9 protein-coding genes are annotated in these 12469 nt (G+C 55.4%); 7 read left to right on the top strand and 2 right to left on the bottom strand.

What is annotated here, in order from left to right; translation table 11 throughout:
- The first annotated feature begins 18 nt into the window (after positions 1-18).
- From A7Q00_RS08125 to A7Q00_RS08110, 4 genes are all read left to right on the top strand, one after another.
- Positions 19-1596 carry a serine/threonine protein kinase gene (locus A7Q00_RS08125; RefSeq protein WP_064090063.1) on the top strand — a complete coding sequence of 526 codons (1578 nt, stop codon included), beginning with the start codon at positions 19-21 and terminating at the stop codon, positions 1594-1596.
- An 82-nt stretch (positions 1597-1678) separates the two neighbouring features.
- The gene (locus A7Q00_RS08120) at positions 1679-2860 is read left to right on the top strand and encodes a PP2C family protein-serine/threonine phosphatase (RefSeq protein WP_064090062.1); all 1182 of its coding nucleotides are present in this window, start codon (positions 1679-1681) and stop codon (positions 2858-2860) included.
- Between the two features lie 31 nt (positions 2861-2891).
- On the top strand, positions 2892-4580 hold the full coding sequence (locus A7Q00_RS08115; RefSeq protein ID WP_064090061.1) for an FHA domain-containing protein: 1689 nt from the start codon (positions 2892-2894) through the stop codon (positions 4578-4580).
- A 12-nt stretch (positions 4581-4592) separates the two neighbouring features.
- Complete coding sequence (locus A7Q00_RS08110) at positions 4593-5243, top strand: FHA domain-containing protein (protein WP_064090060.1); 651 nt, start codon at positions 4593-4595, stop codon at positions 5241-5243.
- Positions 5244-5333: 90 nt separating this feature from the next.
- Here A7Q00_RS08110 and rtcR read toward each other — a convergent pair whose 3' ends face one another.
- Together rtcR and A7Q00_RS08100 are read right to left on the bottom strand one after the other, a co-directional pair.
- Positions 5334-6953: an RNA repair transcriptional activator RtcR gene (gene rtcR / locus A7Q00_RS08105; protein ID WP_064090059.1), complete on the bottom strand. Its 1620-nt coding sequence runs from the start codon at positions 6951-6953 to the stop codon at positions 5334-5336.
- The gene (locus tag A7Q00_RS08100) at positions 6950-7705 is read right to left on the bottom strand and encodes a tRNA(His) guanylyltransferase Thg1 family protein (RefSeq protein ID WP_064090058.1); all 756 of its coding nucleotides are present in this window, start codon (positions 7703-7705) and stop codon (positions 6950-6952) included. The genes rtcR and A7Q00_RS08100 overlap by 4 nt, the downstream gene beginning before the upstream one ends.
- A gap of 604 nt (positions 7706-8309) precedes the next feature.
- On the opposite strand from A7Q00_RS08100, the gene A7Q00_RS08095 reads away from it, so the two are divergent.
- The 3 genes from A7Q00_RS08095 to A7Q00_RS08085 all read left to right on the top strand — a co-directional run bounded on the left by A7Q00_RS08095 (position 8310) and on the right by A7Q00_RS08085 (position 12409).
- Positions 8310-8684: a hypothetical protein gene (locus A7Q00_RS08095; protein WP_064090168.1), complete on the top strand. Its 375-nt coding sequence runs from the start codon at positions 8310-8312 to the stop codon at positions 8682-8684.
- A gap of 519 nt (positions 8685-9203) precedes the next feature.
- Positions 9204-10769, top strand: coding sequence for a TROVE domain-containing protein (locus A7Q00_RS08090; protein WP_064090057.1), 1566 nt, complete (start codon positions 9204-9206; stop codon positions 10767-10769).
- 338 nt (positions 10770-11107) lie between these two features.
- Positions 11108-12409, top strand: coding sequence for an ATP-binding protein (locus A7Q00_RS08085; RefSeq protein WP_064090056.1), 1302 nt, complete (start codon positions 11108-11110; stop codon positions 12407-12409).
- The last annotated feature ends 60 nt before the right edge of the window (positions 12410-12469 follow it).

Raw genomic sequence — 12469 nt, 5'->3', positions numbered from 1 at the left:
TGGTAAAGGATAGTGTTTATGACGCAGCAAAACGTCCAACGGGCAGATGCGCTGGTTGCAGGCAGCCAGCTTCACACTTACATCGTTCTCAAAGTGCTCGGCTCTGGCGCATTCGGCATCACCTATTTGGCCGAACATATCCATTTCGGCTCGCAGCATGTTATCAAAGAATACCTGCCCGACAGCGGTGTGCGTGTTCAAGGGCTGACCGTTCAAGCCAAAAGCAGTAGCGACCAGGAAATTTTCAACTGGGGCTTAAACGGCTTTTTCAACGAGGCCAAGCTGCTCTACGGTTTAAACCACCCCAACGTAGTCAAGGTAACCGACCTGTTCGAGGCCAACGGCACTGCTTATTTTGTAATGCCCTATCTGCGCGGTATCACCCTTCATCAATGGATTAAAGAACATCCCAATCCGAGTGAAAACGAGCTGTCCGGTATTTTTATTCCTTTGCTCGAAGGCCTGAAATATATTCACGAGCGCCAACTGCTGCACCGCGACATCAAGCCGGAAAATATTTTCATCACCGAAAACCAAACCCCGGTATTAATCGATTTCGGTGCCGCCCGACAGGCTGTTGGCCAAAAAAGCCGGCCGCTCACCCAAATCCTCACCCCCCCATTCGCCCCCATCGAACAATACCACTCGCGTGATGTTTTCATGCCCGCCCTGGATTTATACAGTCTCGGTGCCTGTATCTACCAATCTATTACCCACCAGCTGATTGAAGAAGCCCCCGCCCGTATCGCTGGCGAAGATACTCAGCCCAAGCTGGCCGGCAGCCGCTATGAAGGCCGCTACAGCCATCACTTCCTTGCCGCTGTCGACTATGCTCTCAATGTGCGTGCCGAAAACCGTTTCCAAAATGCTATGGATATGCAGCAGGCACTGCTTGGGCTGGCAGAAATTCCATCTCAGGCGGCCTCTCTCCCTGAAGCTGGCAATACCACCCAAGCCTCTTACCCGGCACAAACAGCTGTGCACGGGAAAGTACTATCCAAACAACACAAGACTGCTCTGGCCGCATCCGGCCGCAAGCCGAAATGGCTGTTGTGGGGCGGTATTGGCGCAGCCGTATTGGCAGCATTGATTGTCTCCGCCTTCCTCCTGATGCACAACAGTGATGAAAATAACGAACCTGTCACCCCGCCCGCCGCTTCGGCTGCCACCAATGCGCCGGTAGTACTGCCTCCGGCCGGACAAACCCAACCTGAACAGCCCGCCGAAAACGGTGGCGATAATAGCGGCGATAATAACGGCACCGGTATTTCGGCAGCGTATATTGATGAGATGAACAAACAGCTGCCGCAGATGATCGCTGACGGTGTACGTTGGGACAAAACCGTCTATGCCGAAAGCAGCAACGCACTGATTATGCAGATTACCATGACGAAGCTGCGCCTCGGCGACCTCAACAGCAGCCAGCTCAATGAGTTACAGAGTGCTATCGGCCCAGCTATGGCCAAAACCGCCTGTGCCGATCCCAATGTCAGCCCATGGCTTACCCAGCATAACGGCACCCTTATCATTGCCTTCTACGACAAAAGCGGCAAACACCTTGTTGATGGTTCGGTATCCGGCAGCGACTGTCAGTAAGCCGGACTCCCCTCTGCCACGCAGTTTTCAGGTAGCCTGCCGCACCACTGCAGCATTAGGCAGCCATTAAGGAGCAGCACTTATGCAGATTAATTTCTACCAAGGCCAGCACATCGGCCAACGCGAAGAGCAGCAAGATGCACTGGGCAACCTGGTGCTTTCGCCCCAGCACAAACTCTATGTGCTGGCCGACGGCATGGGTGGGCAACACGGCGGGCAGATTGCCGGCAAAACCGTGGTGGCTGCCTTTTTGGGCCATTTTCAGCAACATGGCCTGCACGAAGCCGAGCAGGATTTGCGCCAAGCCCTGCAGCAGGCCAACCAAGCCTTGGCCGATACCCTGCGCCGACAGCCGGAACTCGAAGGCATGGGTACCACCGTTATCGCCGTGGTTGTAGACGAAACCGACAACCGCTACAGCTACATCAGCGTCGGCGACAGTCCGCTCTATTCCTACAACCAAGGCAGCCTGCGCCGCATCAATGCCAACCACGCTTTTGCCGAAGACCTCAAGCGCATGGTTGCCGCCGGAGAAATCAGCAGCGAAGCCGCCGAACGCCATCCCGCCCGTCATGCCGTAACCAGCGCCGTGATGGGCAAAGACATCGCCCATATCGATTGCGCTTCCGGCACACTCGCCCCCGACGAATTGCTGCTTTTGGCCAGCGACGGCGTGCAAACCTTAAGCGATGAAGAAATCGGGCAAACCCTTGCCGCAGCTTCTGCCAGCCTTGAAGACAAAGTAAACGCCCTTCTGGCCGTGGTACAGGCCAAACAACATCCACATCAAGACAACACCTCGCTGATTTTGGTGCAAGCATCTGCCGAACAAGCTGCATCTGCCACCCAGGTACGCAGCCTGCCTACGCAATCCCTGCCCGCCAACGAATCCGTACCTACTACCCGAATTTCAGGTAGCCCTCCATCTGCACCGCCTGCCCCAGGATTCCCCATCAAAGGGCTCATTATTGGCTTTATCCTAGGTGCACTCTTGGTCGGCACCTGGTGGTTTACATCCGATCGTACAGCCCTACCCATGCCGCCAAACGAGGATATTCCCGCCGCATCCGCGCCAATGATGGCCTCATCACCCGCAGCCTCCCTACCAGCTTCATCCGAACCGCACAAACCGGCTTTCCCTTCCTCTGTATCCGAGCCGCCTGCGGCGGCATCCCACCCCAAAAGTCCGCCTGCCGCATCAGTACCGCTACTGCCTATACCGCCACTGACACCGCGCGACTCCTCTGCACCGCAAACCCGCTGACACCATCCGCACAATCAAAAAAGGAATCTTCATGAAACACTTTTGGCGAAAACTTCTGTTGCTGGTTCTCTTGATGCTGCCCTGGCAAGCCGGTGCCAACCAACCTGATGTTTTAGACGCAGCGAAATCAGTATATCGCCTGTGGATAGGCGTACCGCTGCCGGCGCAAACCGCCTCGCAACTGGTCAGCCCACAGATGCTCTCGGAAATCAACGATAAGGGCTATGTGCGTATTGCCACGCAAAATAGGCAGATCCTCACCTTCTTCAAACAAAACGGCCAAATCTACCTCTTTGCCGGTCACGGTTCAGGCTATTTAGTGTCGGCAGAAGGTCATATCGTAACCAATGACCACGTTGCCAACGCCGATGTGGGCGAAATGGCACAACTGGGCAAGCCGGAAGTGTTCGTGGTGCGTACCCTTGCCCCCCGTCTGGAGCTGATTTCCACCCAGCCGATTTTCAGCGATAGCGCCAAAGACCTCAGCCTGCTGCAAGTGCATGGCCTTACCGGCAAGCCGCTGCCGCTGGCTGCCGAAAAATTCCTCCAACCCACCCTGCCGGTGTTTTCTATCGGGTTCCCCGGTGCTTCCGATGATATTACTTCCGGCCTCGGTTTCGGCGATCCCGATGCCTACATCCAGCCGGTAATTGCCGAAGGCACACTCAAACGTGAATTCAAAAACTACGACAACCGCAGCTACTGGGAACACCATGCCCCTATTAGCGGCGGCAACAGCGGCGGCCCGCTGGTAAACCGCTGCGGCCAGGTGGTCGGCACCAACGAAGGGGCGCACAAGGAGCAGGTCAACACCGTTATTGCCGTCTCCAACTCGGAACTTGTACCGATTCTGCAAAACCACAACGTCAAATTTACTCAAATCAAAAACGAATGTGTAGACAGTGCCACCGCCAGCACCAACCGCCAACTCACCCTGCTTTACAGCGGCATGGGCTTGCTGATATTGCTGGCCGCAGGTGGTGGTGTGTATTTACTGCGTTTGAAAAAACAAGTGAAAGACGGCTCCAATCCGCCAATCAACTCCCAGCTGATCCGCCGTATTGTCGGCGCTCAGCAGGCACAGGCGGCTCAAGCCGGTGCTTCAGGTAGCGTTACCCTCACCGCACTCTGCGGCGGCGGCAATATCGTCTTACAAGCAGGCAAACCCGTGATTATCGGCCGCAGCGCGCCCGCCTCCGTCATTATCAACCAAGCGCAGGTATCCGCCCGCCACGCACAACTGCTGTTCGACGGCCGCCAAGTACAGGTGGAAGACTTGGGCAGCACCAACGGCACCTATGTCAACGGCAGCAAAGTCACCTGTGCCGTTTTGAATGCCGGCGACGTATTGCAGCTGACTGCCGACGAAAACATTGCCCGCTTCAGCATGGGCTCGCCGCAAGCCGCCCAAGCGCGTATCGCCGCCACCCTGCAACCGCTCGGCGCAGGCCTGCCCGCCATCGCACTTTACCCCGGACAAACCGTCCGTATCGGTCGCAACAGCGGCAACGACGTAGTGATCAACCGCCAACAAGTTTCCGGCAGCCACTGCCGTATCAGCGTGGACGCGACCGGTAACGTTGTGCTGGAAGACCTGCAATCCACCAACGGCACCTTCGTAGATAGCCTGGAGCAGCGCATCAGCCGCACCACCCTGCGCCCCGGCCAAACCATCTATCTGGCCAACCGCGATATTGCCTACCAACTCACCCAATCATAAAAGGAGCACGCCATGGCAATGACCCTCTGCGCCGCCGGCAAACACTACTACGACTCCGCCGTACAGTCCGGCTGCCCCTACTGCGGCGAATCTGCCTCCTCCGGCAGCCCCCATACCGCCGCCATCCCGGCCGCACTAGAAGAGCGTACCCAGATGCTCGCCGCCGATTCGCACCAATTGGCCGCCCAAAGCGCCAAAACCCAAATGCTCGACAATCCCGCCCCTGCGGTAGACAGCGATCCCGCCCTAAAAACCCATATCCTCGGTGTAAGCAACCAACCCGATGCCGAAGCCCGCGCCAAAGGTATGTGCGAATTCCCCGTGGTCGGCTGGCTGATTATCACCGAAGGTCAAGGGCGCGGCACCGATTTCCGGCTGATACAGGGCGAAAACCGAATCGGCCGCAATGCCGACCTGGAAGTCTGCCTCGATTTCGGCGCGCAAAGCGACAACACCGTCAGCCACGAAGCCCATGCCGTTGTTGTCTACGACCACCATGCCAACGAATTCTTCATCGAGCGTGGCAGCAGCCGCAACCTCGCCATGCTCAACGGCAGCACCATCCGCGGCGAGCCTACCCTGAAACGCAACGACATCATCCAAGTCGGTGCCACCAAACTACTGTTCCTGCCCTTCTGCGATCAAAACTTTAAGTGGCAATAAGCCTGGCTGACTGCGGAAAGGCTACCTGAAAATTTTCAGGTAGCCTTTCTTATGCGGCAAACAGTCCGGCCAAACCTACCCGGCCGTTTTTCAGGTAGCCTCCATAATATCCGCCCAAGTCAGCCCGAAGCGTTGCAGGTATTTGCGCAGGCGGTCGCTGTCGTTGGCGGTGACGCGTTCCAGCCGCGATACGTTAAACAAGGCACGGCCGGCAGCGGCCATGTTGGGGTGGCGGCGGCATTCGGCGATGACGTGTTGCAGTTGGACGCGGTCGAACAGGTCGAGGGTTTCGGCATCGATTTTGGCGGGCAGGCCGTCTGAAAAAGGGTCTTCCGCATCGTCCGCATCCGTTTCGTCCGCCCACAGCCATTTCAGACGGCCGATTTCCGCTTCGACCAATTCCGTTTGTATCCTGCCCTGCGGGGCAAGCGTGGCAAGGCGCATGATGCTGGCGGCCAGGTCGCGGAAATTGCCGCGCCATCGGGCTTCGTTTGAATGGGCGAAGGCAAGGTAGGCAGACAGGGCTTCTTTATTGAAACGGGTAGCGCGGCCGAGTTCCTGCGAAGCGAGTGCGAGCTGGTGTTCGATGTTCGGCTCGATGTCTTCGCGGCGGTCGGCAAGCGCGGGCAGCGGATAGTTCCAGATATTGATGCGGGCGAACAGGTCTTCGCGGAAGTGTCCGGCGCGGATTTCCCGCCGCAGGTCGCGGTTGGTACCGGCGATAAGCTGGAAGCTGCTGTGCACTTCCTTGTCGCTGCCGACGGGATAAAAATGTTTTTCTTCAATAGCTTTGAGCAACATGGCCTGCTCGTCCAAGCCCAATTCGCCGATTTCGTCCAAAAACAACACGCCGCCGTCAGCGGTTTTCAGGTAGCCTTCGCGCTTTTCCGCCGCGCCGGTAAACGCGCCTTTTTTGTGGCCGAACAAGGCGGAAGCCGCGCCGTCGCCGCGCAAGGTGGCGCAGTTCACATCGACAAACTCGCCTTTAATCAGGTGGCGCGCTTTTTTCAATTCGAAAATCCTGCGCGCCAGCATCGATTTGCCCGCACCGGTAGGGCCGGAGAGCAGAATCGGCGACGGGGAATGCAGCGCGACTTGTTCGATTTCGGCAATCATGCGGTTGAAAGCGGCGTTTTGTGTGGGGATGCCGCTTTTCAGATAGCGCACCGCATCATCGCGCACGGCGGCAAGGCGTTCGGCCAGCACGTCGTAACGCGCCAAATCCAAATCGATGATTTCATAACCGCCGACATCGCCTTTCCCCATGCTGCGCCTTTGGTTTTTCGGCGGCGCAGTCTGCAACAACACGCCGGGGATTTGACGCGATTCCACCAATAAAAACAGGCAGATTTGCGCGACGTGCGTACCCGTGGTGATGTGGGTGAGATAGGTTTCGGCTTCGGTGTCGAAGGGGTAGGCGGCCGCCCAATCGTGCAGCTTGGTATAGACTTCGGAAAAATCCCACGGGTTTTCCAGCTCCATAGGCACGAGATTGACGGCGGTATGCGGCGACACGTCTTGGATGTCGGCTTTTACATGATCCGCCAATTCGCGGTATTTCTCCGAGTAAAACAGTTCCATGCGGTCAAGATGGAAATCCTGCTGCTGATTCATGGCGACATTCGGCCGCCACTTCTGCCAACGCCCTTGACCGAAACCGCTGTCCAACACCGTACCGAGAAAACTGACGGCGACATTTTTTTTGTTCACTTTATCCGCTCCGATACAAACGCGCTGTAATCGTCGCCCAAAGGCAGTTCAAAATCCGTATGTGGGATTTGGCGTTCGGCCTGCACGGTTTCGCCGGTTTGCGGGTTGAAGCCTTCCTTCAAGGCCGTTTGAAAATACACGCCGAAGCCGCGTTTCTGCCATGCGGGCAGTTCGTCGAAATTGATGCCGTTTTCAAACAGCAAATCGTGTTTTTGACAGCGCGCCAGCCCGCTGATCAGTCTGGTGGCGCGGGATACGCTTTTGCCTTTTTTGCGCAGCATCCAATAGCAGTGGGCGTTGAGCGCGTTGCGGTGCGCGTCTTCATGCCGCCAACGGAAATAATCAACTACCAGCCTTTCGTTCGGCAAAACGCAAACCCGCGCATCAAAAGCGGCGGGCTGCCCGTGCGCCACCGAAAAGGCGGCGCTGGCTTCGCCCGCCAATATTGAAATGATTTTGCGCGTTTTGCGTTTGAACGTATCGTCGTCGCGGCGAAGCAGCAGCGAAATTTCGTCGCTTTCGGAATAGCCGTACGCCACATTGAAGCCGCACTGCATCAGATGGCGGACGGTGTGCGCCATCAGGTCGCGGAAGCGGATGTCGAACGGGGCTTCAAACTGCCAAACCTCCTTGGTCAACCGCGTAAAGCCGCGCCCGTCCAAGCGCACTACGATGAAGTTTTCCTGCGGCACGCAGAAATCGTAAGCGGTTTCGTATTGCCGCAGGCGTTTGTCCAAATCGTCGAATCGCATCGCGTTTCCTCCGTATATCTTATCTTCTATATTAGTATCTTAAAATCTATTTTCCGGCATTCTACGCCTTTCGCAGCAAAAGGCTACCTGAAAATATCTTCTTTTTGTTTTCAGCAGATTATAAACAATTTCCTCTATTCTTCCCATGCTTGGCACGGCTATTGCAATATAACTCTCAAGCACCCAGGCAAATGCCGGAGGAATTACAGCCTACTAAGCTCGAGGTCGCGGGTTCGAATCCCGCCTCTGCCGCCAACGATGGCAGAGTAGCTCAGAGGATAGAGCGCGTAACAATTTCTCCACCTCTAGTTGCCGAAGTGCCCCCTACGGGCGGATGCCGGCAGGATTACATTGTCTGGAAACAGCGGGTTCGATTCCCGCCGCCGGAAACGGCGAAATCCTGCCAATCTAGCCGCCCACCTTTTTTCGCGGCATGGAAAAACAAATGCCTTCGAAACTACATTGGTCGCAGGTTCGAGTCCTGCCCCGCTCCAAACGGGTAGCTCAGTTGGGTAGAGCGGTGAGGCGTTTCCAAAAAAACTCGTTGTTTGCCATGCCGCCCCTTAATAAATATTTTCAGGTAGCCTGAAACAGGATGTTTGTTATGAACACTTGGCAAATCATCGGCGTCATCGTTTTTTCGACCATGATTTATCTGTCCTTCCAAAACAGCCGCAGTCGCAAACGCGAGCAGGCTTGGCGGGAGCGGACTTTTCCCGAAGCGGAATGCAGTTTAATAAAGGAAGGCTGCCGTTACGACATCATGCTTTCAGACGGCCGCGCCTTCAGCCAAGCCGAAATACTCGGCACGGCGCAGGGCAAAGAAGCGGAGTTTCTGTTCGGCTATGGGAACATGCTTGTTTTGAGGCTTTCAGACGGCCGCAAGGCCTATGTGCGCCAAGCCTGTGTCCGCTGCATGATTGAAAGCGAAAGGCCATCTGAAAGCGCGGCTTCAATGAAGTTAAAACGAAGTTCCTGAAAGAGGCTGAGTTTCTGCGGAGCTAAAACGAAGTGTCCGAAGAAAGCGAAGCCTCTGCGAAGCCAAAACCAATATTTGCAAGTTTTACGGGTGGATGCCGGCAGGATTACATTGGATAAACAATCGTCGTACTAATAATACGAAGCAGGAATCCTGCCACAGCCTAGCCGCCCACCCCTTTTCCGGTACGGCAAGCAGATGCCGGAGGAATTACATTCCACGTCCGAAGGCCGCGGGTTCGAGTCCCGCCCTGCCGCCAACAAACTTCTATGGCAGGATAGCTCAGGGGTAGAGCATCGGAAGAGAATTTCTCCAACACCTAGCTGCCCGCCGTACCCCCTTTTTACGGCAACAGGCGGATGCCTGAAGGGATTACATTAACCTTCCACGTTAAAAAAACGTATCCCTTCAAATATTAGCCGCTGCGCTGCCACCCATTCGAGGCCGTCTGAAAACGCTGCTTTTGTGAAGCTAAAGCGTCAGACCACCTAAAACCAACAACACGAAAGGAAATGAAAAATGGCTAACACCACCTTGTTCCAATCCATTAAAACCCGTTTGACCGCTGCCGACACCCGCAACGAAGCAGGCGGCATCGCCTACACGCTGACACCCAAACAACAGCTCGCCCAGCTTGCCGCCACCGGCTGCCTGAACAGCACTTACTACGCCGACGCGCAAGACCAGCTTGAGCAAGTATTGGAATTGGCAAAAAATCTGGATGCCGAGTTTATCGCCAAAACCGCCGTGTACGCCCGTCAAAAAGGCTTCATGAAAGACATGCCCGCGCTGTTGCTTGCCGTGTTGGCGCAAAAAGACGTGAACATGCTTGCCCGCGTATTCGACCAAGTAGCGGACAACGGTAAAATGTTGCGCAACTTCGCGCAAATCATCCGAAGTGGCGCGGTCGGCAGAAAATCCTTCGGCAACCGTCCGAAAAAACTGATGCAGACCTGGCTTTTGACCGCCACCGAAAAACAACTGTTGAACGCCGCCGTCGGCAATTCGCCGTCGCTAGCGGACGTGGTCAAAATGGTGCATCCCAAACCGCGTGAAGCATGGCGCGCCGCATGGTTTGCGTGGCTCATCGGCAAACCGTACGACCGCGAAGCATTGCCGCCTATCACCCGCGCTTTTGAAGACTACAAACAAAGCCGCCAAGGCGCATTGCCCGACGTTCCGTTCCAAATGCTCACTGCGTTGGAATTGAACAGCGGCGACTGGGCGCAAATCGCCCGCAACGGCTCATGGCAGCAGGTTCGCCAAAACCTGAACACATTCCTGCGCCACGATGTGTTTGCAAAAAGCAAAAACATCAAAATGGTGACAGAAAAACTGCGCGACAAAGCCGCCATCCGCCGCGCCCGCGTCTTGCCTTACCAATTGCTGACCGCGTATCAGGCAACATCCGAACAGATGCCGTTTGAAATCCGCGAAGCCCTGCAAGATGCGATGGAAACCGCCGTACAAAACGTACCGGCCATCCGAGGCAAAGTCGTGGTTTGCCCGGACGTCTCCGGCTCCATGCACAGCCCGTCCACCGGCTATCGCGGCAGCGCGACCAGCAGAACCCGCTGTATCGACATCGCCGCGCTCGTGTCCGCCGCCATGTTGCGCACCAATCCGAAAGCCCGCGTGATACCGTTTGAACAAATCACGGTAAACGTACAGCTCAACCCGCGCGACAGCATCATGACCAACGCCCAAAAACTCGCCAATATCGGCGGCGGCGGAACGGCATGCAGCGCACCGCTCGCCATGTTGAACCGCGAAAAAGCCGATGTGGATTTGGTCGTCATCGTGTCTGACAACGAAAGCTGGGCAGACCGCGGACAATGGGGCGGCAAAACCAGCCTGATGAAAGAATGGGACATCCTGAAACAACGCTGCCCCGAAGCCAAACTCGTCTGCCTGGACATCCAGCCCTACACCACCGCACAGGCGCAAAACCGCCATGACATCTTGAACATCGGGGGCTTCTCCGACCAAGTGTTCACGCTCATCGGCTCGTTCGCCGAGCAAGGTATGGGCGCGGATTTCTGGGTGGAAGAGATTGAGAAAACCGAGCTGGCGGCGGTGTGCTAGCATTTTTCAGGTAGCCTTTGCCGCAGGGTGGAGGCTACCTGAAAACCTATGGGCAACACCCGCAGCACAGGCATTTCCATCCTTCATTCGATACCATTATAAATTTTCAGGTAGCCTTTTCCGCCGTAGGATAAAAGCTACCTGAAATTCCGCAGGGGGCAGGTTGAAAACCTGCCCTCCTTTATCCGTGCAGCCTAATGCAGCCAAATTTTCCATTAGAAAAATGTATTTCTTCATCATTTTTTCATTTGAAAAAATGTAGTCATCCTCTATTTTTCATTAGGAAAAATGTATTCCCGTCTGTATAATGCCCAAAAAACCGGCCATTAGGACTCCCTATGCAGCGCAGAATCATCCAAGCCTTAAAAAAGTGGCAACACAAGCCCAACCGCAAACCCCTGATTATCCAAGGGGCAAGGCAGGTGGGCAAAACATGGGCGATGAAGCATTTCGGCGAAACCTGTTTCGCCCAAACCGCCTACATCAATTTCGACCACAACCCGCGTATGCAAACCCTGTTTTCAGGCGATTACGACATCAGCCGCCTGCTGCTCGGCCTGAAAATCGAAAGCGGCGTGGATATTCAAGCCGAAAACACCCTGCTGATTTTTGACGAAATTCAAGAAGTGCCGCAGGCCTTGGCATCGCTCAAATATTTCTACGAAAACGCGCCGCAGCTCCATATCGCAGCGGCAGGCTCGCTCTTGGGCATCTCCCTGCACCATCAGGTTTCCTTTCCCGTCGGCAAGGTGGATTTCCTACCGCTTTATCCGATGGATTTTCATGAATTCCTCACCGCGCTTGGGCAGCAGGATTTGGTGCAGCTCTTGGAAATGTGCGATTGGCCGCTGATTGCCGCCATGAAAAGCCGCTATATCGAGCTGCTGCGCCAATATTATTTTGTCGGCGGCATGCCGGAAGCGGTACAAACCTTTATTGACACGCAAAATTTCAGCGAAGTGCGCCAAATCCAGCGAAACCTGCTCACAGCCTACGGACAGGATTTCTCCAAACACATTGCCGACGGCCACACCGTGCAGCGCGTGCGTACCTTATGGCATGCCATCCCCGAGCAGCTTGCCAAAGAAAACAAAAAATTCATCTATGCCCACCTGCAAAAAGGCGCCCGCAGCAAAGACTACGAAACCGCCCTGCAATGGCTCAAAGACAGCGGGCTGGTACACATCGTGCCGCGCATCAAAAAGCCGCACCTCCCCCTCACCGCCTACCAAGACAACGCCTTCAAACTCTACGGCTTAGACGTGGGGCTGCTCGCCGCGCAAAGCGGGCTGGATGCGGGTACCCTGCTGGAAGGCAACCGCATTTTCACCGAATTCAAAGGCGCGCTCACCGAGCAATACGTTTTGCAGCAACTCATTGCTTCGCAAGATAATCCCATTTTCTACTGGGCCAGCGAAAAAGGCACGGCGGAAGTGGATTTCGTGCTGCAGCGCGGGCAAGGCGTGATGCCGATTGAAGTGAAGGCGGAAGAAAATTTGAAAGCGAAAAGTTTGAAGGTGTACGCCGAGCAGTTCAAACCCGAACAGGCGATACGTTTTTCCATGGCTGATTATCGGGAGCAGGAGTGGATGACGAATGTACCGCTATATAGCGTAGGCGCGTTTTGTAATGAAAAATGAACAAGGCAGGTATTTCCCCGCCGGCTATTTGAAGGCTACCTGAAAACCGTTTGCACAAAA

The organism is Eikenella halliae, assembly GCF_001648475.1.
GTDB lineage: Bacteria > Pseudomonadota > Gammaproteobacteria > Burkholderiales > Neisseriaceae > Eikenella > Eikenella halliae.
The sequence above is the reverse complement of the archived record's forward strand: the minus strand, read 5'-3'. Positions and strand labels throughout refer to the sequence as shown.

Bases quoted from the DNA above. Each gene is read 5' to 3' on its own strand.
- A7Q00_RS08095 (WP_064090168.1), top strand. From the start codon at position 8,310: ATGAACACTTGGCAAATCATCGGCGTCATCGTTTTTTCGACCATGATT.
- A7Q00_RS08120 (WP_064090062.1), top strand. From the start codon at position 1,679: ATGCAGATTAATTTCTACCAAGGCCAGCACATCGGCCAACGCGAAGAG.
- A7Q00_RS08090 (WP_064090057.1), top strand. From the start codon at position 9,204: ATGGCTAACACCACCTTGTTCCAATCCATTAAAACCCGTTTGACCGCT.
- A7Q00_RS08100 (WP_064090058.1), bottom strand. From the start codon at position 7,705: ATGCGATTCGACGATTTGGACAAACGCCTGCGGCAATACGAAACCGCT.
- A7Q00_RS08110 (WP_064090060.1), top strand. From the start codon at position 4,593: ATGGCAATGACCCTCTGCGCCGCCGGCAAACACTACTACGACTCCGCC.
- A7Q00_RS08125 (WP_064090063.1), top strand. From the start codon at position 19: ATGACGCAGCAAAACGTCCAACGGGCAGATGCGCTGGTTGCAGGCAGC.
- A7Q00_RS08085 (WP_064090056.1), top strand. From the start codon at position 11,108: ATGCAGCGCAGAATCATCCAAGCCTTAAAAAAGTGGCAACACAAGCCC.
- A7Q00_RS08115 (WP_064090061.1), top strand. From the start codon at position 2,892: ATGAAACACTTTTGGCGAAAACTTCTGTTGCTGGTTCTCTTGATGCTG.